Below are 18,574 nucleotides of genomic sequence, written 5' to 3'. Positions count from 1 at the left end.
GCCGCGCGCATGGCCTTCTGATCCGGGTCTCCACACTGGTGCTGCCTGCGCCCGCCTCAGGGTCGCTGTTGATGGCGCTCCCTCGAATCGGCTCGTGCGACAGTCGGGCACGGCTCACCGATCGTCATCGCGGAGAGGGATTCTCAGAGCGGTGCCCGCCGTCATCGGCCGTGATGAGTTCGACGTCCTGGTCGTCAGGACCGACTACCACGATGACCAGGCATGGCATGGCAGGACGTGACGGCGGCGCTGACGGAGCCCTGGGGAGACAGACAGTACGAGGCACGCGTCCATTTCATGGACGACCCGGCCTGGGCAGGAGCGACCATTGACGAGGCGCTGAATGCGGTCTGCGCCGACGAGAACCTGGCCGTTGTCTTCCTGGCCGACCGGACAACCATGCAAGCTGAGAGCCACGCGTTGCCGGAGGTCACCACGCTGACGCGAGAGGAGTGCGTGGATGACGAGGACTGCGAGCAACTGACCGAGTTCGGCCGTGAGTTCCGCGCCGTCCCCGCGGGGGTTCACGACGTCCACGCCAACCTGAGCATCGGCAACCTGGGCTTCGAGGAGTACGCCGCATGCCTCACGCCGCCTGCGCGAGAGCGGCTGAGATGACCTCTGCGATCTGCTGCGGAGCCTCGTCCGGTAGGAAGAAGACTGAACCGGGAAGGGTCACCAACGTCACGTTGGGGGCGGCCTCGAGTGTTGCCCGCTCGGCGTCGGTGAGGCCGCCGTCGCCCTTCTCGGCGTGGACCACCCACGCCGGGTTGTTCAATGCGGCGAGGTCGGCTGCTGGGTCACGATCCGCGGCGACGTAGTCGAGATACTCGCCGCACAGGGGGACGGTATCGGCGGCCCGGTTCCTCTTGAGGTCCTCGATCAGCTCCTTCTTGTGTGCCGGATCGGTCTTGGCGGATCTCGCCATAAGCGGCATCAGCTGGATCAGCAGGGCCATTGGCCATTTGCCGATCTTTTGTGAGGCCCGCACGACGGTGCGGAAGAATCGGGCCTCGTCCGCCGTGGTCAGGCTGATCCCGAGCAACACGACGGGGCCGTGGAACTGGCCCGACCGCACCATGTCCAGGGCCACCGTCGCCCCGAGTGAGAAGCCAACGACCACGTCGCAATCGTGTGTCTTGGCGAGCTCGCCGGCTTGGCGGGCCAGGGCGGGGATGGACACGTCTTTGGACGGTGGTGCGCCAGCATTACCTGGCATGGTCGTAGCCACCAAGCGGGCACCGGCAAGTGCAGGATCAGCCATAACGAGGTTGAACGACCGTGCTGCGCAGGCACCGCCCGGCAGGAGCAGAACTGATCGGTCCGCGTCAGGTGACCCCGCGGTCAGAACTTCCCAAGGATCCCTCATGGCTGCCTCCATTAGAACGGTACGCCCGACGTCTCCCCGCTGCCTTCCGCAGGTCTTCGGTCTGCGCCGCCGACAGCAGTCCGTGGCTGCCGGCGGAGACCAGGTCGCCGTATCAGGCGGCGGGTCCGTGAACTGAGGCCGGGCTTCTTGGTGATCACGGGCTTGGCCAGCAGCAGCAATGCACCGATCAGGGCGGGGGCCGCGAAGACGACGTTCACGTACATCACGCAGCGCCACGACGCCCATTCGGTGAGCATGCCGCCGAGCAGCAGCCCGATCGCGCCGCTTCTTGCTGTGCCTTGGGCAGCGCGATGTTCACGACGGTCGCATCGAGCATGACCGTCGTCGCAGGGCGGCGTCTGCGCGACCGCTGCTGTCACCTCACGGCCCTTGGCCTCCGGGCCGCCCCGGAGGAGAGCCCCGGGGCGGCCCGGAGGCCGAGGACGGTGAGGTGTTCCGGCAGAGGATCCGTGTGGCTGTGGACCGTGGACCACGCCCGCGCCCTGCGCGTCTCGCGCCGCCGGGGGCTCCTGCCCGACGCGCCTGGCGGGCGATCCGGCGAAGGCGGTGACCGGCGACCCGGCGGACGCGTCCCCGGCGCTCCAGTGGACGCCCCGCCGGCGATCTAGCGGGTGGACCCGGTGTGCTCCCGCACAGTCGCCGCCTCGCTCGCCGTCGTCCCGGCCCCCGGCTCGGCGCTCTGCTTCGCGAAGCCGCGCCGGCCCGGCAGGACCGCGAGGACGATCAGTGTTCCGGCGGCCATGATGATCCCGCCGATGAGGCTGGTCTGGGCGACGCCGTGGGCGAAGGCCTGGTGGACGGCGTCCACGGCGGCCTGGGCCTGCTGGGGCCCGGCGGAGGGATCCTGCGCGACCTGCTGCGCGACGGCCAGGCCACCGCCGACCGAGTCCTTGGCGATCTCCATCGCCTGGCCCGGGAGCCGGTTGCCCACCAGGTCGGTCAGCTCGTCCCGGTAGGCCGTGCCCAGCAGCGAGCCCAGCACCGCGATGCCCAGCGCCCCGCCCAGCTCCAGCGCGGTGTCGTTGACACCACCGCCGACGCCCAGCTCGGACTCGGGGAAGGAGCCCATGATCGTGTCGGTAGCCGGGGAGATGCTCAGTCCGAGCGCGAGGCCCAGCATCATCAGCGGCGCCAGGAAGTCCCCGTACGTCGACCCCTTGTCGATCTGGGTGAGCAGGAACATGCCCGCCGTGCCGATGGCCATGCCGGTCACGACCATCACCCTCACCCCCAGCTTCGGAGTGAACAACCCGGTGAGCGCGGACCCGAGGAACACCGCGCCGCCCAGCGGCAGCAGCCGTAGGCCCGTGTCCAGGGCGCCGTAGCCGAGGACGAACTGCAGGAACTGCGTCGAGTAGTAGAGCACGGCGAACATGCCGAAGAAGAAGAACATCACCGCGAGCATCGAGCCGCTGAAGGGCCGCTGCGCGAACATTCGGACGTTCAGCATCGGGTGCGGGTGCCGCAGCTCCCAGGCGACGAAGGCGATCAGACCGGCAGCGGCGACCACGGCGGCGGTGACGGGGCCGGCGCCCCAGCCGAAGTGCGGGCCCTCGATGGCGGCGTAGATCAGGGAGCCGACGGTGACGATCGACAGCAGACCACCGACGTAGTCGATCCGGCCCATGCCCTCCGCCTTGGACGGCGGTACCAGGGCGAGCGCGCCGAACACGGCGACGACGGCGATCGGCACGTTGATCAGGAAGGTCGAGCCCCAGGCGTGGTCCTCAAGCAGCCAGCCGGAGACCAGTGGGCCGACGGCCACCGCCACCCCGGAGGTCGCGGCCCAGGCGGTGATGGCCTTGGTCCGCTCGCTCCGGGGGAAGGTCGCGACCACCAGGGACAGCGTGGCCGGCATCACGACCGCGGCACCGAAACCCATGATCGCGCGGGCCACGATGACCAGCGAGGTCTCGTCGACCATGCTCCCCATCACCGAACCACCGGCGAAGATCAGCAGACCCAGCACCAGCGCACCGCGCCGGCTGTACTTGTCGCCGATCGAGCCCAGCACCAGCATCAGCGCCGCGTACGGAACGGTGTAGCCGTCGACGACCCACTGCAGATCACTGCTGCTCAGGCCCAGCTCGGCGGTCATGTCGGGGGCGGCGACGATCAGCGACGTGTTCGCCATCACCGTGATCAGCAGGCTCAGACACAGCACGAGCAGCGCCCACCAGCGCCGCGCGTAAGGCCCGGGCATCTTCTCCACGGGGGTGTTCGCAAGGAAGGACATCAGTAGCTCCTGAGAGGGACGGGGCGGGCGAGCGGAATCACTTGGTTGCCCCATCGTGTGGGGTCATGTTTTTGCGCCGGAGTGCTCACTGGCTCGGGGCGACCGCCAGTTCGCGCAGGCGAGTGTTGTTCTGCAGCGCCCACCGCATGGTCCGCGGTGGGTGCCCGAGCAGGGTTTCCAGTTGGTCGGAGAGGACGTCGTACCGCCCGCCGGCGATCAGCCTGGTCTGGATCCTCAGGTGCGCCGCCACATGCCGGGCCACAGCCGGGTCGCCCAGGGACTCTTGCAGGAGGGTCTCGTCAAGGAAGGCCTCGTTCCAGGCCTCCACTTCCTCAGGGATGTAGACGACCTGGCGTCCCAGCACGGCTGCGTAGTCCTCAGCGAACCCGTACATGTCCTTCAGCTCCGGACCGGTGAGCTCGTAGGACTTCGAGATGTGCGGTGCGGGGTCGACCAGCATCTTCACGCACACCTCTGCCAGGTCGTGAACGGCGATGGGCGCGAGCCGCTGGTTGCCGAAGGGCAGGCGCAGTTCACCGTTGCTCAGCGGGCCCGCTTGCATCCAGGTCAGATGGGGGTTCTCGGCGAACAGGGTCGCGCGCACGTTGACGGTCGGGATGCCGGACCAGTCCAGCACCTGCTCGCAGACCCAGTGCGCCCGCTGCTGCGGTGACCAGTCCGTGACCAGTCCGCCGAGCCAAGAACGCCGCTCCTCATCCGGTGTGGTCATCTTCTCGAGCGTCATGTACGACTGCTCGTAGTTGGACAGGTGCACGAAGGCCTCGATGTCGCCCTGGGCTCGCGCCGCCGCGGCCATCAAGGTGAGGGCGTCGGCGTAGTACGGCTGCGGGGTCATGCTGAAGTAGATGCGCCGGACACCCTTCAGCGCGGCGGCCACGTCCGCGAGTTTGAGCAGGTCGCCGACGAAGACCTCGACCCCGGCCTCGCGCAGCGACTGCGCGCGTTCGTCGTCCCGTCGTACGAACGCGCGCACCGGGTGGCCCTGTTCGAGCAGCATGTCGATCATCACCCGGCTTACGCCACCGACTTGGCCGCCGGCGCCGGTGATCAGAACGGGATTGCGCTCCGACATTGTTTTGTCCTCCATCTGGTGGGGGTGGGTCGGCCGTTCAGGAAGCCGAGGATGTGAAGTCGTCGAGGCGGGCGAGGAAGTCGAGGAGGGTGGCGTTGACCTCGGCGCGACGCTCCTGCTGCCTGCTTGGTGGGCATGGCTGAAAGCCGTCCGGCATGGAATCGCGTGGCCGCTTTGGGGCTTACCTCGGCGATCCCGCCTGGAGGGCCGCGTCGGTGTCCGCGATGGCCAGCATCTTGTTGATCTCGATGCCGGCGAGTGCGCCGGCCGCTGCGGAGGCCCCGACCTGGGCGACCGGATCGGTGACGTTGCCGGCCACCCATACACCCGGCACCTCGGTGGTGCCGGCGATGCCGGAGGCGAAAGTGCGGCCCGTCGGCAGGTCCTGCACCGGCAGGTTCAGGCCTTCCAGGCCCTGGGTGCGGGCCTGCATCTGCGGGACGACCCCGAGGACGCGGCGGGCCACGACCTGCCCGTCGGCCAGGCGCACCCCGGCGAGGGCACCGTTCTCGTCGTTGACGACCTCGATGACCGGGGTGTCGATGACGCGGATGCCGCGGGCGGCGAAGCGGGCGCGGCTGTCCTCGTCCAGGTCGGTGCCGTGGGTGAAGTAGGTCAGGTCCTCGGTCAGCTGACGGAACAACAACGCGGGGCCGATGGCGGCGGGGCCGGTGGCGAGGATGCCGATGGGCTCATCGCGCACCTCCCAGCCGTGGCAGTACGGGCAGTGCACCACACTGTGTCCCCAGTGCTCGGCGAGCCCGGGCACCTCCGGCAGCACATCCTTCAGGCCGGTGGCCACCAGGATGCGGCGGGCGGTGATGCTGCGGCCGTCGGCCAGGGTGACGGTGAACCGCAGGTCCCCGTCCGCCGACGGGGCGGCGGACTCGGCCGAGACCACCTCGCCGTGGACGACGCGTCCGCCGTACTGGCGCACCTGCTCCCGGCCCGGTCGAAGGATCTCGGTCGGCGGGGTGCCGTCCAGGGCGATGAGGCCATGCACGGCCTCCGCGGGTGCGTTGCGAGGGGAGCCGCTGTCGATCACGACGACCGAGCGGCGGGAGCGGGCGAGGATCAGTGCACCGTTCAGCCCAGCGGCGCCCCCGCCGATCACCACCGCGTCGACGGTCCCCTCGGCCAGCGCGTCGCTCGCGTACGGAGGAGTCGTGACAGCCATGGTCTCCTGCCTTTCCTTGTCAGTCATGGTTCGGTCAACCCTTCGAGTTCTGGGTGGTTAGAGGGGGTCGGCTGTTCAGAAAGCCCAGGAAGTGGTCGGCGACCGTCTTGGGCTGTTGTGGAGAGTCCGGCCCCGGTTTGGCATCGCAACGCCGGGCGGCGCGGAGGAGTTCAAAGGCATGGGTTGCCCTCAATCGCGCCAGGCGTGCACGCAGCCTGTTCGGTGAGCTCGAGACCGTTGTGTACTGAACAGTCAGAAACCTAGGCGGTTCTGTACTGAGTTGTCAAGTACGACAGGTCGACCCTCGCTCGCCACGAAGATGCCCGGAATGTCAAGTTTGGGCTTCTTGGTGATCACGGGCTTGGCCAGCAGCATCAAGGCACCTATCAGGGTGGGGGCCGCGAAGGCGACGTTCACGTACCTCACCCACCGCCACGACGCCCATTCGGTGACATGCCGCGAGCAGCAGCCCGAACCGCTCGATGGTTTCGGGCCCGTAGATGCCGGTGAAGTCCTCGCCGAGGCGAACAGCAGAAGACCGCAGTGCCACGCTCTGATCGACACTCAGCGTGCACCAGGTAGGGGCCGGCTTGATGCCGCATCTTTCTGAGTTGGAAGGACGCATGTCATGCCGAAGAAGTTGGATCCCGAGCTGAGGGCCCGAGCCGTCCGGCTGGTGTGTAACACCGTGCCGAGTACCCGACCAAATACCGCAGCGCGGCGGTGCTGACGGTGTCAAAGTAGGTCGGGGTAAACAGAAGTTCGTTGTGGCGCTGGGGGCGCCCAGGCCGAGATTGACGGCGGGATGTGGCAATCCTGAAGGCGGCCACAACCTACTTCGTCGGGGAGATCGCCCCCCGCAACGGCTGATGGTCGCCCTCATCGACGAGCAACGTTCACCTGCCGGTTCTGACCGACCGGGTTGACGGTTGCATCGCTGGTCACCGGGCGGAGATCCGCCCCATCCCGCCGTCCGCAACAACGCCATGTCAGAGTCCGCCCCGCGCCACCCATCCCGATGCTCTCGCCGCGAGGGTCGAGTGATCCGCTACTCGGCCCATGCCGCGATCCGTTCCGCGATCGCCTCGGGGGCCTCGATGCGCAGGAAGTGACCGACGCCGGGGACGACCTCCAGCGCGTGCGGGACGGCGAACCGATGTCGGCACCGTAGAGCTGCAGCAGGGGCATCGCGAGCGGCCGATGAGTGGAGTGCCGAACAGGTTATGCGGGACCGATGAATCCTGACATCCACCACTGACAGCCCTGGCCGGCCAGGCTCAGCGCAGCGTGTCCGCCCAGTTCGCCGGCACGCGCCCCGCCGGTCCCGGCGTGGGCTGGTCGGCAGGGTGGGCGGCCGGGGGAGCCAGGGCCGGACCGGAGTCGTACAGCTCGGACGTCTCGAAGTTCCAGAACCAGGCCTCGCCCGGCTCGTAACTGCGGATCACCGGATGGCCGGTGTCCCGGAAGTGGCCGGTGGCGTGCTTGGCGGGTGAGTCGTCGCAGCAGCCGATGTGACCGCACTGGGCGCAGCGCCGCAGATGGAACCACCAGCCGCCGTCGGCGTCGCACTCGACGCATCCGGCACCGCTGGGCGGGACGCCGGGGTCGATTCCGGTGTCCTTGGTCATGAGGGCTCCTGGGCCGGGTCGGGGACGGTGTCGGGCTCGGTGTCGGGGTCGGTGGCGGTGAGGGGGAGCAGCACCTGGAAGCGGGTGTCGCCGGGTACGGACTCGACTTTCAGGTCACCGTGGTGCTTGTTGACGACGATCCGCCAGGAGATGTCGAGCCCCAGCCCGGTGCCCTCGCCCACCGGCTTGGTGGTGAAGAACGGGTCGAAGATCCGGCCGCGGATCTCGGCCGGCACTCCCGGGCCCGTGTCGCGGAATTCCACCAGCAGCCGGTCGTGCACCAGAGCGGTGCGTACGGTCAACGTCCCTTCGTCGCCCGCGCCCTTGATGGCGGAGACGGCGTTGTCGATCAGGTTGGTCCATACCTGGTTCAGTTCGGCCGGATAGGCCGGAATCCTCGGCACCGAACGGTCGTACTCCTTCACGACCTTGACCTGTGGACCGATCTTGCCCGACAGCATCAGCAGCGTGCTGTCGAGGAGTTCGTGCACATCGGCGACCTGGTAGGGGGCGCGGTCCAGCTGCGAGTACTGCTTGGCGGCGTCGACGAGGTGCGAGATACGGGTGGTGGAGTCCTCGATCTCGGACATCAACAGCTCGGTCTCGACCGTGTAGTTGAGCCACCCGATGGCGCTCTGCAGGATCTCCTGGTCGTCGACGGCCGCCGCGATCTGCTCCAGCCAGTCGACGTCGAGACCGCCCTGCACGAAGGTCGGCGCGATCTGCCAGCCGTTCTGGACACCGTGGTCATCCAGCCAGTCGGCGAGTTCGTCCTCTCGGTCGGACGCTTCGAGCGGGCTCAGTGCCGGCGCCTTGGAGACCCGCTCGGCCGTACGCTCCTGGAGGTCGACCAGGGCCTTCAGGACGTCGTGGTGATAGTCGCCCGAGGCGATGAGGCCGAGCTTGTTGCGCATGTGCGCGACCCGGTCCCTGAGCGACGAGGTGGCGCGTACGGCGGCCGCGGCCGGGTTGTTGAGCTCATGGGTGAGACCCGCGGACAACGAGCCCAGCGCCAGCAGGCGTTCGCGCTGCCCGACGGCCCGCTGGAAGGTCTGCGAACCGAGGGTGAGCCCCTCCAGGAGATGGACCGCCATCGGAAACCACTCGTGGATGAAGTTCGCGAACGATTCGGCGGGCAGGACGAAGAACCGCGTCGGCTCCGACACCCGCAACGAGTTGATGTACCGCTGCGGTTTTCCGTCCCCGAGGTACGCCATCACAGCCCCCGCGTACACCCCTGGCTGGGACGTGCGGCTCACCTCGATGTCGTCGTCGCCCACCCGGCGCGACATGACGACGGTGCCCTCGATCATCACGTAGAAGTCGGTCGCCGGTTCCCCTTCGGTGAACACCGGCCCGGGGTCGAACAGTTCGACCCGTCCCTCGCTGCACAGCCTGCCGAGCTGCTCGGAGCTGAGCTTCTCGAAGAGGAACAGCGAGCTGATCTCCGCCGCGCTGCACGGCATCAGCCGCCCGCTCACGACTGCTCCAGATATCGGTGTACGAGCATCACTGCCATGGCTCCCTCTCCGACGGCGGACGCGACCCGCTTGGCGGACTCCGCGCGCGCGTCCCCGGCGACGAACACGCCGGGGATGTTGGTCTCCAGGTGGTACGGCGGCCGGTCCAGCTCCCAGTCCGCCGGTGGCCGCCCGTCGGCGGTCAGATCGGGCCCGGCGAGGATGAACCCGCGCTCGTCCCGCGACACCGTACCCTCCAGCCAGTCAGTCAGCGGGGCCGCGCCGATGAACACGAACAGCCACTGCGCGTCGACCAGTTCGGTGTTCCCGCTCGTCGTGTCGCGCAGCGTCAGCTGGTCCAGGTGGCCGTCGCCGTGCGCGGCCTCGACGACCGTGTGGGCCCGTACAAAGATGTTCGGCGACTCGGCGATCTGCTGGATCAGATAGTGCGACATCGACGCGGTGAGGTCCGCTCCGCGCACCAGCAGGGTGACCGACTTGGCGCCCCTGGACAGGTACATCGCCGCCTGCCCGGCCGAGTTGGCGCCGCCGACGATGTACACGTCGTGGCCCTGGCAGGCGGCGGCCTCGGTGAGCGCGGACCCGTAGAACACCCCGCGGCCCGACAGCTCGTCGGCACCCGGCGCCTCCAGCTGCCGGTACGACACACCGGTCGCCAGGATCACGCTGTGCGCCGCGATCTGCGACCCGTCCGCGAACCGTACGAGCCGCGCCGCCCCGCTGCTCTCCAGACCGGTCACCTCCCGCGCGGAGAGGATCTCGGCGCCGAACTTCGTGGCCTGGCGTCGCGCCCGGTCGGTGAGCTGGCCGCCGGACACCCCGTCCGGGAAGCCCAGATAGTTCTCGATCCGCGAACTCTGCCCGGCCTGCCCGCCGGTCGCCGACCGCTCCACCAGCACCGTACGCAAGCCCTCTGAGGCCCCGTACACGGCCGCGCCCAGCCCGGCCGGCCCGCCGCCGATGACGACCAGGTCGTAGAAGTCGGCCGTGGGTGTCGTCGCCAGCCCCACGTGCGCGGCCAGTTCGGGCACCTCCGGCTCGACGAGCGCCGTACCGTCCGCCGTGATCACCACCGGCAGCCGCTGCCCGTCCTGCTCGCAGGCTGCGAGCAGCCGCTGCCCCTCGGGTTCCTCGGTGGAGTACCAGCGGTACGGCACCTGGTTGCGGGCCAGGAACTCCCGCACGTCCGACGAGCGGGCCGACCACCGGTGACCGACGACCTTGGTGCTCGGCACCGGCCGGAAGTCACTGGACCGCCACGCCTCCAGCAGGTCGTCGAGCACCGGGTAGAGCTTCTCCTCCGGCGGGTCCCAGGGCTTGAGGAGGTAGTGGTCGAGGTCGACGACGTTGATCGCGTCGATCGCCGCGTTGGTGTCCGCGTACGCGGTCAGCAGCACGCGGCGGGCGCCCGGGTAGACGTCCATGGCGTGTTCGAGGAATTCGATGCCGTTCATCTGGGGCATGCGGTAGTCGGCCAGGATCACCGCGACCAGATCGCCGCGCAGCTTCAGCTCCCGCAGCGCGTCAAGGGCGGACTCGCCGGACTCGGCGCGCACGATCCGGTACGACTCGCTGTAGCGCCGTCGCAGGTCACGGGCGACGGCCCGGGACACCCCGGGGTCGTCGTCCACGGTCATGATGACGGTCCGCGCAGCGTCCGCGGTCTGTGCCATACGTCTCCCACCCCGAGTGATCGGATCACCGGTCGGCGCCGGCTCGGTGCCGCGCCGCCTTTGAGTCATCGTATGTTCGTCGCCCTGCTTCGCTCCGGTCAGCTCCGCCGCGAGTCGAGCACGCAGAACTCGTTGCCCTCCGGGTCCACCAGGGTGGTCCAGGACTGCTCTTTCTGGCCGATGTCCGCGCGCCGAGGGCCGGCAGCCGGTCGACCTCGGCCTGCCGGTCGGCCCCGCGCCGCCCATCCCGGTGGTCTCGCCGCGAGGGTCGAGTGATCCGCTACTCGGCCCATGCCGCGATCCGTTCCGCGATCGCCTCGGGGGCCTCGATGTGCAGGAAGTGACCGACGTCGGGGACGACCTCCATCGCGTGCGGGGCGGCGAACCGATGCCGGTCGTCGACCTGCGGGGGGAGGAAGCAGCCGTCGTCGGCACCGTAGAGCTGCAGCAGGGGCACCGTGATCGGCTGAGACAGGCGGCGCGTCGCCCCGATCATGGCGGGTCTCAGCATCGCCCGGTAGTACTTCAGAGGCGCGGGCATGCTCACCCGCAGGTGCTCGTGCAGCTCCGCCTGCAGAGCTGGATCGAGCGAGAGGCTGGGCGACCACTGACTCCAGAGGCGGTCGATGAAGGCGAGATCGCGGGCGGAGGCCAGCCAGCCGCTTCCCGGCAGTTGAAAGAGCCCCATGTACCAGATCCGGCGTAGCTGAGCCAGGCGCGGCCGGCTCAGCATCGTGACTGGGTGGGGGACTGCGAGCGTGACCGCGCGTTCGATCCGCTCCGGCGCGGTGACGACGGCATTGTAGGTGAGCAGGGCGCCCCAGTCGTGGCCGACCAACTCCACGGCTCGCCCGGGAGACCAGCGGTCGATCAGCGCGAGCACGTCGCCGGTGAGGGATGCGAAGTCGAACGGCCCCGCGGTCGGGGACGGCGCGTAACCGCGAAGCCAGGGTGCGAGGACGTGACGGCCGCGGCGGCCCAGCTCGGCGAGGAAGGGCTCCGCGGTCGGCGGATGGTCCGGGAAGCCGTGCAGGACGAGCGTCGGTCGACCATCGGGATCACCACCCTGCAGCGCGTGAAAGGTGCCGTGTGGCAGGTCGAAGGTGACGTGTTCGAACTCCATGTGTGTCAGCCTTTTCCAAGAGCGGCCGGACGACAGATGCCGATGCCGTCTTCGGTGTCTCTGGTTTTGGACATGTGCGACTCCTCAGGCGCCGGGTGTACTGCGGGGTCAGCCGGCCAGCCGGTTGAGCTTGCGGATCTGACTGTCGAAGGCGCGCGAGGGCATGATCCGGCGCAGGAGGCTGACGCGTCTGGCCATCGGGCCGGCGGGGTACCGGAGCTTGGGCTTGGAATCGGTGGCGGCCGCGACGATCACCTTCGCGACAACGTCCGGGTGGTCGGCGGTGCGCAGGGCCGTGGCCAGCACGTCTCGGGCGATCTCCCGCTGTGCGGCGTAGACCGGCAGGGGCGAGTCGGGTGCCAGGCTGCTCGCCTCGAAACTCGTGCTTGTGTAGGCCGGCTCGACCAGCAGCATCCGCACGCCGTGCTCGCGAAGCTCGTGGTCGACGGACTCGGCGTAGCCCTCGACCGCATGCTTGGTGGCGGCGTAGACGGCCATGAAGGGCCCTGGGACCCGACCTTGCATCGAGGCGACGTTGACCACGCGGCCACTGCCCTGGGCGCGCATGTGGGGCAGCACTGCGTTTGTCATCCGCATCAGGCCGAAGACGTTGATGTCGAAGACCTTCTTGGCCTGGTCGATCGAGCTCTCCTCGCCGGCGCCGACCGCGCCCACGCCTGCGTTGTTGACCAGGACGTCGATCCGGCCGAACCGATCGATCACCTCCCCGACCAGGGAGCGGACCGACTCGTCGCAGGCCACGTCGAGATCGAGGAACGTCACCCCGGCGAGCGGCCTGGCGTTCGCCGCGTTGCGGCTCGTGCCGACCACCGCGAAGCCGGCGCCCACGAGAGCGAGCGCCGCCGCCCGCCCGATCCCGGAGGAGGCGCCCGTCACGAGCGCCACTGGGGAAGCTGTCTGCATGGTGGTTCCTTCGGTTGTGGCCATGACTTCGTCGGGCCCAGTGCGGGGTCGCCTGTGCTCGACTCGACACGGTCCGCACCGGTCCTGCAAGCCCGGACCAAGCCTGTCCGGCAAGCTCAGGACAGTTATGTACTGAACAGTCAGGAACCTAGGCGGTTCTGTACTGACTTGTCAAGAAGGGTGGGTCGGCTTTACCTTCGGTGTATGGCGAGACCACGAAGCTTTGACCGCGACCACGTCCTCCATGCCGCCGAGCGGCAGTTCCGCGCCTCGGGCTACAACGGCACGAGCGTCGACGACATCAGCGCCGCCACCGGCCTGGGCCGCGGCAGCCTCTATGGCGCGTTCGACGGCAAGCACGGCGTGCTGCTGCAGGCGATGACCGGCTACTTCGCCCGGCTGGGGCAGGGTCCGCCGAAGATGCTCGCCGGACCGGACGAGGGCGCCCTGGAACGACTGCACGCATACTTGCTCCGCGCCGTCCACGGAGTGCCACTCGCCCCCGACGTACCCCCCGCCTCTGACCGGGCGGCGGCGGCCTGCTTCGCCGCCAAGATGGCCCTGGAGGTCGGCGCCTCCGACGCCGAGGTGAAACGCCTGGCCAACGACTGCTTCTCCGTGGTCAGGACGGCGGTGGCCGAGTGTGTGCGAGCGGCGCAGCGCAACGGCGACATCGACCCCGACGCGGATCCCGACGACCTTGCGTTCCTTCTGCTGACCGTCATCCGCGGGAGCGATGTCGTAGGCGCGTACGGCCACAGCCCCGACCGTCTGACCTCGATCGCGGAGAGCGCGTTCGCCTTGCTGCCTCGCCCGCGCCACCACTGAGAAGGGCACGGCCGGCGTCGTTGCACAGGCATCTGATGCGGTCGGCCCACTTCGACGCCGCGGAGACACGGCCCGTAGGTTTACGCGCCGCCGTGACCTCGTGTGCCGGCGCGTGCTGTGGTTTTCCGGGGGTATGCGGGGTGGGCACCGCTCGGCGCTTCGGACGTGAGGCGGTTCCATGGATGCTGCTGCCCAAAATGAGGGCCAGGACCCGCTTGCCGACCGTCGATCAGGGCCGGTGCCGCGTCCAGGGCAGTGCGGAGTTCGCCGAGGCCCGTGCCGTGGCCCGCGACTTCCTCGCCACGGTGCAGGCCGTGCACAGGCTGCCGGTGTCGGAGCGGGCGATGGGCATGGCGCAGCTGGTCGTGAGCGAGCTGGTCACCAACGCGCGGAAATACGCGCCTGGCCCGTGCCTGCTGGACCTGGAGATCGTTGAGGGCGCCGTCCAGATCAGCGTGTGGGACAGCAGCACCACGCTGCCGTCCATCCAGGCGGCCGACCCGGAACGGGTCGGGCAGCACGGAGCCCGGCCGGGACATCGCTATGGCGGTGTCCCGGACATTCTGTGTCCAGCGGGAACCGGTGGGCAAGCCGAGGCCCCAAGAATCACACCGACCACCGGACCACCGCGCAGAGAGTCGGCCGACGTGAAGGTGGCCCGGCTTCACGCGCCATGGTCGACAAGGATCTGCCAGGCGGCCAGGGCCACCAGCGGCACCGCGGCTGCCTCCTGCGGCGAGAGCGAGGACGGCTTGGGCGCTACATCGTCCTGGTCGATCGCGATGAACTCGGCGAAGCCTCCGATCCGCAGGTCGCGCGGGCGGCCGTAGACCTCGTCGCCGACTTCGAGGCCGCGTACGGCGGAGCCGACCCGCGTTACGACGCCGGCCAGGTCGTGACCGAGTACGAACGGGCGCTTGTACTTGAGGAGTTGCTTGAACTCCCCGTTGCGGACCATCTTGTCCAGCGGGTTGATGCTGGCGGCGCTCACCCTGACCAGGACGTCACGGTCTGCGACGGTGGGCTCGGGTACTCTGCGGCGCGGGCGCCGTCCTTGCCGTACCCGTGCCGGAGGCCTCGGGTCGACGGTCATCCAACTCGCCAAACACCTGGGCGCCACGGTGGCGACGACCGCGAACGCCGCGACCGCGGAGCTGGTCTGGCCGTCAGCGTCGTCGGCCCGCCGGACGCCGCCTTCACCAAGCAGCTCGGCGCGCCGACGTCGGGGGTGCGCGCTGCCATGTGCGCCAGTGCCGCTGTCGCCGGGCAGGCCGGTGAGCTGGAGACGCGCGGACTGCAATGGCCACGACGCGCGGAAACGGAAGCTGTCGCCGACGGCAGGGATCGGCGAGGTGCGGCTACTTCACCCGGTGGCAGACCTTGGGATGATGTGCGTGATCCTCATGGCTGGGTGTGCCGCGCTCGCGTATCGTCCCCCGGGTGACTGACGCGACCGTGGCCGACCGGACCGCCATCCCCGGCAGCGTTCTCGCCGAGTTGGCCGACGCCTTCGGCGTCGGAGAGGTGCGGGAACCCCGCCACCTCGCCGACGGGCTGATGAACGTGAACTGGAAGGTGGACACTCCGGCCGGGGCGTTCGCCCTCAAGCGGGTCACCGACGTCTCCCTTGACCGGTTGAGCCGCAACCTCGGCATCCTGGGCGCACTCGGTGAAGACAGCATCCCGGTCAGCGCTCCGGTCACGACCACCACAGGTTCCCTGGTCGCTGAGGTTGAGGGCAGCGTCTGGTGTCTGTTCCCGTGGGCCGCAGGTGCTCACGTCCGCGGCATCGACCTCAGCCTGACTGAGACGGCCTCGCTGGGCGCCCACCTGGGGCGCCTGCACCTGAGCCTGGACCGGGTCTGCGATAGGGGTCTGCTGCCTGCCGTGCCCGATACGGTTTCGGCGGATGTCACGCTGCCGGAGAGGGCCGTGGAGAAGTCCCACCGGCTGTCCGAGGCTGTAGTCGCCAGAGGGATCGGCAGCGCCTTCGACGCGGCGGTTTCCGCTGCTCTCGATCACCGTCGGGCACTGATCACCAAGCACGCTCATCTCCGTCCGCAGCACGGGACCCCCGCGGGTGCCCATGGGTGGACACACGGTGACTTCCAGTACCGGAACTTGCTGTGGGAGGGCGAGGAGCTGGTCGCCGTCCTGGACTGGGACCGGGTCGGTGTGCGGCCGTACGCGGAAGAGGTCGTGCGGACGGCGCAGGTGCAGTTCGGGGTGGACGGGGTGTTCGACCTTGCCCGTGTCTCGGCGTTCGTCCGCGGCTACCGGACCGTGATGCTGTTGGACGTCACCGCGCTCGTGGACGGTGCCCGCAGGCTGTGGTGGAAGCGGATGACGGACTTCTGGCAGCTGGAATTCCACTACGACCGCGGTGACTACTCCTGCGATGAGCTGTTCGCCGCTGACGAGGCGCTGCTGCACTGGTGGACCGACCGGCTCGATCAGGTTGAGGACGCGTTCACCACAGGGTAGATCCCGAGGGTCTGGAGGTCCGGCAGACGCGGCCAGGCAAGACGTGCCGCCTGCCGTCGTGCTTGCCCTCCGAGAGTCTCGTGGTCGGTGGTGCGGATCGCGTCCGCCCACGCCTGGGTCTCTGCCGTGTGAGGCAGGACGATTCCGGCGTTGCCGATGGCTTCGGGTATGCCGCCCCGGTCGGTGCCAATGGTCACGGTCCCGTGCAGCGCGGCTTCGATGATGACCCGGGGGAACGCGTCCTCCACCGTGGACGGCACCAGCAGAAGGCGGTGACTTCGGTAGAAGGGGTTCATGTCATAGACCCGCGGGACGAAGGTCACGTTGGGGTATGCGGCGAACTGGTCGGCGGTGTTCCACCAGCCTTCGACCAGGGTGAAATGCTGTTCCGGCATGACGCGGATGAGCTGGTGCAGGAGGTCAGAGCCCTTGGCGGGGATCGGGTTGACCATGAGCACCGACGTGGTGCGCGGCACGTGGTGGCTCGGCGGGGGTGGTGCGAAGGGCGGGTGGAGGACGGCGAGACGGGTTCCGTCGGTCTGCGGTGCCCGGCGGCGGACGAATTCGGAGACGGCCAGGCCGTAGTGCGGCTGGCCGGCGAGGACTCCAAGCCCGGTCTTTGATACGGAGTGCAAGATGCCCGCGACGAGTGCGGCGGGCCGGGCTTGGGCGGCAAGGTCCGCCGCGCCCTCCTGTGACGTGAATACGACGTCGGGCCGCAGCTTCGACAGCAAGCTGTCGAGGGCGGACGCAGTCCGTTGCTGCGGTACGGCGATGCAGTCCACCCCGTTCCATCGGTAGCGCAGTTCGCCCTGCGTCGCCGCATGGTGGGTGTGGTGGGCGTCGAGGAAGGCCCGTAGCTGTGGCAGCTGTGTGGCTTGGTCCCAGGGCGCTTGGTGGGAGCCGAGATAGACGGTCTGCCAGCCGGCTGCGGCGAGTTCCTCGGCGAGGAGTTGCTGGCTGACCTCGGCCCCGCCGATGAAGAGCGGGGGTGGGGTGCGCCGCCACGCGAAGAGGGCTGTGGGCATCGGCCGGTCACCTCGTCCAGAACGTGACGAGGGCCTCCACCGCATGGGCGACGTCGGCCGGACCGGTGTCGGCGGGGATGACGGTCACCTCCCGCGAGACCGGCGATTGCGCTCGTGAGACGAAGTAGTCCCGGGCATGGGCGAGGAACTCTGGATCGTGGAGGAAGTAGTCGGACTCTGCTGCCGTATGCCCGGCCGTTTTGCGGCGCAGGGTCAGTACTTCGGCGGGTACGTCGAGGTAGAGGGTGTGGTGGGGGCGGAGGAACGGGAGCTCCTGGAGTCGGTCGCGGAGCTGGTGGTGGACGTCGTAACCGAACAGGGCGTCGAGGGCGTGGCCGTGGGCAAGGAGGGTGTCGACGGAGCGGTCGAGGATTGCTGCGGGCTTGGCGCTGGCGAGTGCCGCACGGACCCGGGCGTTTTCGATGGCCATGAACTTCTCGAATGCGGCGAGTTGTGCGGCTGCGGAGTCGGTGCGGGCCGGGGGGATGTCGTCGCGGTGCGCGATGTGCCTGACGTAGCAGCCGGACACGTATGCCCGTCCCTCGATGCCGCAGTTGCGCAGGTGCTGTATCGCGGTGGACTTCCCCGCGTACGAGGGCCCTTCGAGGGCGATGATCTTCACGGGGACTCCGTCCGGTAGAAGCGTTCCGTGTAGGTTCCGGTGCCGGCCGGGAGGCCGGTGGCGGTGGCCCAGGCGTGCCGGATAGGCCGGTACATCTTCCGGGCGGGGTGCATCTGGGAGCCGTGCATCCGCAGGACGGTGGTCTTGTCGAGGATCACGTCGGTGATGTCGACCAGTTCGGTGGCCATGGTCGGGCCGGTGCGGGCGCGGAAGAGGTGCTGGTCGCATCCGGCGAGCGCGTAGGTGGACCAGAACGCAAGGTCTTCCCAGAACCACCGGCATCCGAGGCGGACCGCGGCCTCGTGCACGAGGAGGTGGTCGGGGTGCCGGGTGACGGCGGCCGGGGCGAGGAGTTCGGCGTCGGGATGGGCGTCGACGACCTCGCGGAGTTCGTCGGTGATCTGTTCCAGACGGTCTGGGCTGTAGGGCCGGTACGGCGGGTCGGCGTCCTTGTGGCCGAGGAGGACCCGATTGGCGCCGAGCGGAGCGAGTGCGGCGGCGCCTTCCCGGTTGCGCAGGTCGGACACGGCGGCCTCGGTGGTGTAGGCGTCCTCCAAGGCCGGGTGGACGCTGGTGGAGCGGGTGAACACCGTGGCCACAGTGAGCCGGCGGGGGTGGGCGAGGAAGGTTCCGGAGGCCGACAGCGCGAAGTCGTCGTGGTGCGGTTCGATGGCGAGGACGGGGCGGCCGGACGGGTGGCGCCGCTCGATGAAGTAGGGGCGGCCGTCGTGCGGGGCCATCAGCTCGATGACGTGATGGTCGTGGGAGCGGTGGCGTTCGACGAGGTGGTCGGTCCACTCCTGGTGGGCGCGGAGGAGGTCGTCGGGGAAGGTGTAGATCCCTTCCGCGTCCGGCACTGGCAGGGCCACGGTCATGTGAGGCTCCTG

The 18,574-nt window shown here is 69.1% G+C and carries 18 protein-coding genes and 1 pseudogene; 3 read left to right on the top strand and 16 right to left on the bottom strand.

Annotation, left to right across the window (positions count from 1 at the left end):
* Nucleotides 1-222: 222 nt before the first annotated feature.
* Entirely contained in the window at nucleotides 223-618 is a 396-nt protein-coding gene (locus ACN6LB_RS35930; protein ID WP_445029498.1) for a DUF6924 domain-containing protein, read from the top strand.
* Here the strand turns inward: ACN6LB_RS35930 and ACN6LB_RS35925 are convergent.
* The 11 genes from ACN6LB_RS35925 to ACN6LB_RS35875 form a co-directional block, all read right to left on the bottom strand.
* Nucleotides 587-1,369 carry an alpha/beta fold hydrolase gene (locus tag ACN6LB_RS35925; protein ID WP_445029497.1) on the bottom strand — a complete coding sequence of 261 codons (783 nt, stop codon included), beginning with the start codon at nucleotides 1,367-1,369 and terminating at the stop codon, nucleotides 587-589. The two genes, ACN6LB_RS35930 and ACN6LB_RS35925, sit on opposite strands and share 32 nt — an antisense overlap.
* A gap of 11 nt (nucleotides 1,370-1,380) precedes the next feature.
* Nucleotides 1,381-1,749 (bottom strand): hypothetical protein, encoded by a 369-nt coding sequence (locus ACN6LB_RS35920; RefSeq protein WP_445029496.1) that lies wholly within the window; start codon nucleotides 1,747-1,749, stop codon nucleotides 1,381-1,383.
* Nucleotides 1,750-1,994: 245 nt separating this feature from the next.
* Complete coding sequence (locus ACN6LB_RS35915; protein WP_445029495.1) at nucleotides 1,995-3,626, bottom strand: MFS transporter; 1,632 nt, start codon at nucleotides 3,624-3,626, stop codon at nucleotides 1,995-1,997.
* Nucleotides 3,627-3,711: 85 nt separating this feature from the next.
* The gene (locus ACN6LB_RS35910; RefSeq protein WP_445029494.1) at nucleotides 3,712-4,719 is read right to left on the bottom strand and encodes an NmrA family NAD(P)-binding protein; all 1,008 of its coding nucleotides are present in this window, start codon (nucleotides 4,717-4,719) and stop codon (nucleotides 3,712-3,714) included.
* A 181-nt stretch (nucleotides 4,720-4,900) separates the two neighbouring features.
* Entirely contained in the window at nucleotides 4,901-5,896 is a 996-nt protein-coding gene (locus tag ACN6LB_RS35905; protein WP_445029521.1) for an NAD(P)/FAD-dependent oxidoreductase, read from the bottom strand.
* Between the two features lie 252 nt (nucleotides 5,897-6,148).
* Entirely contained in the window at nucleotides 6,149-6,313 is a 165-nt protein-coding gene (locus tag ACN6LB_RS35900; RefSeq protein WP_445029493.1) for a hypothetical protein, read from the bottom strand.
* Between the two features lie 860 nt (nucleotides 6,314-7,173).
* Entirely contained in the window at nucleotides 7,174-7,524 is a 351-nt protein-coding gene (locus tag ACN6LB_RS35895; RefSeq protein WP_445029492.1) for a UBP-type zinc finger domain-containing protein, read from the bottom strand.
* Nucleotides 7,521-8,990, bottom strand: coding sequence for an ATP-binding protein (locus ACN6LB_RS35890; protein WP_445029520.1), 1,470 nt, complete (start codon nucleotides 8,988-8,990; stop codon nucleotides 7,521-7,523). Before ACN6LB_RS35890 ends, ACN6LB_RS35895 begins: the two co-directional genes overlap by 4 nt.
* Nucleotides 8,991-9,001: 11 nt before the next feature.
* The gene (locus ACN6LB_RS35885) at nucleotides 9,002-10,678 is read right to left on the bottom strand and encodes an FAD-dependent oxidoreductase (protein ID WP_445029491.1); all 1,677 of its coding nucleotides are present in this window, start codon (nucleotides 10,676-10,678) and stop codon (nucleotides 9,002-9,004) included.
* A 280-nt stretch (nucleotides 10,679-10,958) separates the two neighbouring features.
* Nucleotides 10,959-11,801, bottom strand: coding sequence for an alpha/beta fold hydrolase (locus ACN6LB_RS35880; RefSeq protein WP_445029490.1), 843 nt, complete (start codon nucleotides 11,799-11,801; stop codon nucleotides 10,959-10,961).
* Nucleotides 11,802-11,909: 108 nt separating this feature from the next.
* A complete protein-coding gene (locus ACN6LB_RS35875; protein ID WP_445029489.1) occupies nucleotides 11,910-12,725 on the bottom strand; it encodes an oxidoreductase in 816 nt (271 codons plus the stop codon).
* A 204-nt stretch (nucleotides 12,726-12,929) separates the two neighbouring features.
* On the opposite strand from ACN6LB_RS35875, the gene ACN6LB_RS35870 reads away from it, so the two are divergent.
* Nucleotides 12,930-13,553 carry a TetR/AcrR family transcriptional regulator gene (locus ACN6LB_RS35870; protein ID WP_445029488.1) on the top strand — a complete coding sequence of 208 codons (624 nt, stop codon included), beginning with the start codon at nucleotides 12,930-12,932 and terminating at the stop codon, nucleotides 13,551-13,553.
* A 229-nt stretch (nucleotides 13,554-13,782) separates the two neighbouring features.
* Here ACN6LB_RS35870 and ACN6LB_RS35865 read toward each other — a convergent pair whose 3' ends face one another.
* On the bottom strand, nucleotides 13,783-14,040 hold the full coding sequence (locus tag ACN6LB_RS35865) for a hypothetical protein (RefSeq protein ID WP_445029523.1): 258 nt from the start codon (nucleotides 14,038-14,040) through the stop codon (nucleotides 13,783-13,785).
* 165 nt (nucleotides 14,041-14,205) lie between these two features.
* Nucleotides 14,206-14,615: pseudogene (locus tag ACN6LB_RS35860) on the bottom strand (alcohol dehydrogenase catalytic domain-containing protein); the annotation flags it as partial.
* A 378-nt stretch (nucleotides 14,616-14,993) separates the two neighbouring features.
* Here ACN6LB_RS35860 and ACN6LB_RS35855 point away from each other — a divergent pair.
* Entirely contained in the window at nucleotides 14,994-16,037 is a 1,044-nt protein-coding gene (locus tag ACN6LB_RS35855; RefSeq protein ID WP_445029487.1) for a phosphotransferase, read from the top strand.
* On the opposite strand, the gene ACN6LB_RS35850 is transcribed toward ACN6LB_RS35855, so the two are convergent.
* Genes ACN6LB_RS35850 through ACN6LB_RS35840 form a run of 3 tightly spaced genes read right to left on the bottom strand, consistent with a single transcriptional unit; the run spans nucleotide 16,007 to nucleotide 18,562 of the window.
* On the bottom strand, nucleotides 16,007-17,065 hold the full coding sequence (locus ACN6LB_RS35850; protein WP_445029486.1) for a glycosyltransferase: 1,059 nt from the start codon (nucleotides 17,063-17,065) through the stop codon (nucleotides 16,007-16,009). The two genes, ACN6LB_RS35855 and ACN6LB_RS35850, sit on opposite strands and share 31 nt — an antisense overlap.
* A 7-nt stretch (nucleotides 17,066-17,072) precedes the next feature.
* Nucleotides 17,073-17,687: a hypothetical protein gene (locus ACN6LB_RS35845; RefSeq protein ID WP_445029485.1), complete on the bottom strand. Its 615-nt coding sequence runs from the start codon at nucleotides 17,685-17,687 to the stop codon at nucleotides 17,073-17,075.
* Complete coding sequence (locus ACN6LB_RS35840; protein WP_445029484.1) at nucleotides 17,684-18,562, bottom strand: PIG-L deacetylase family protein; 879 nt, start codon at nucleotides 18,560-18,562, stop codon at nucleotides 17,684-17,686. Before ACN6LB_RS35840 ends, ACN6LB_RS35845 begins: the two co-directional genes overlap by 4 nt.
* Nucleotides 18,563-18,574 lie beyond the last annotated feature (12 nt).

It is taken from the genome of Streptomyces sp. SAS_270, assembly GCF_052543295.1.
The sequence above is the reverse complement of the archived record's forward strand: the minus strand, read 5'-3'. Positions and strand labels throughout refer to the sequence as shown.

What these genes read in the sequence shown, in the direction of transcription:
- ACN6LB_RS35930 (WP_445029498.1), top strand. Translation starts at nt 223, where the DNA reads ATGGCATGGCAGGACGTGACGGCGGCGCTGACGGAGCCCTGGGGAGAC.
- ACN6LB_RS35925 (WP_445029497.1), bottom strand. Translation starts at nt 1,369, where the DNA reads ATGAGGGATCCTTGGGAAGTTCTGACCGCGGGGTCACCTGACGCGGAC.
- ACN6LB_RS35915 (WP_445029495.1), bottom strand. Translation starts at nt 3,626, where the DNA reads ATGTCCTTCCTTGCGAACACCCCCGTGGAGAAGATGCCCGGGCCTTAC.
- ACN6LB_RS35910 (WP_445029494.1), bottom strand. Translation starts at nt 4,719, where the DNA reads ATGTCGGAGCGCAATCCCGTTCTGATCACCGGCGCCGGCGGCCAAGTC.
- ACN6LB_RS35905 (WP_445029521.1), bottom strand. Translation starts at nt 5,896, where the DNA reads ATGGCTGTCACGACTCCTCCGTACGCGAGCGACGCGCTGGCCGAGGGG.
- ACN6LB_RS35895 (WP_445029492.1), bottom strand. Translation starts at nt 7,524, where the DNA reads ATGACCAAGGACACCGGAATCGACCCCGGCGTCCCGCCCAGCGGTGCC.
- ACN6LB_RS35890 (WP_445029520.1), bottom strand. Translation starts at nt 8,990, where the DNA reads ATGCCGTGCAGCGCGGCGGAGATCAGCTCGCTGTTCCTCTTCGAGAAG.
- ACN6LB_RS35885 (WP_445029491.1), bottom strand. Translation starts at nt 10,678, where the DNA reads ATGGCACAGACCGCGGACGCTGCGCGGACCGTCATCATGACCGTGGAC.
- ACN6LB_RS35880 (WP_445029490.1), bottom strand. Translation starts at nt 11,801, where the DNA reads ATGGAGTTCGAACACGTCACCTTCGACCTGCCACACGGCACCTTTCAC.
- ACN6LB_RS35875 (WP_445029489.1), bottom strand. Translation starts at nt 12,725, where the DNA reads ATGCAGACAGCTTCCCCAGTGGCGCTCGTGACGGGCGCCTCCTCCGGG.
- ACN6LB_RS35870 (WP_445029488.1), top strand. Translation starts at nt 12,930, where the DNA reads ATGGCGAGACCACGAAGCTTTGACCGCGACCACGTCCTCCATGCCGCC.
- ACN6LB_RS35865 (WP_445029523.1), bottom strand. Translation starts at nt 14,040, where the DNA reads ATGGACGGCAGCGTGGTGCTGCTGTCCCACACGCTGATCTGGACGGCG.
- ACN6LB_RS35850 (WP_445029486.1), bottom strand. Translation starts at nt 17,065, where the DNA reads ATGCCCACAGCCCTCTTCGCGTGGCGGCGCACCCCACCCCCGCTCTTC.
- ACN6LB_RS35840 (WP_445029484.1), bottom strand. Translation starts at nt 18,562, where the DNA reads ATGACCGTGGCCCTGCCAGTGCCGGACGCGGAAGGGATCTACACCTTC.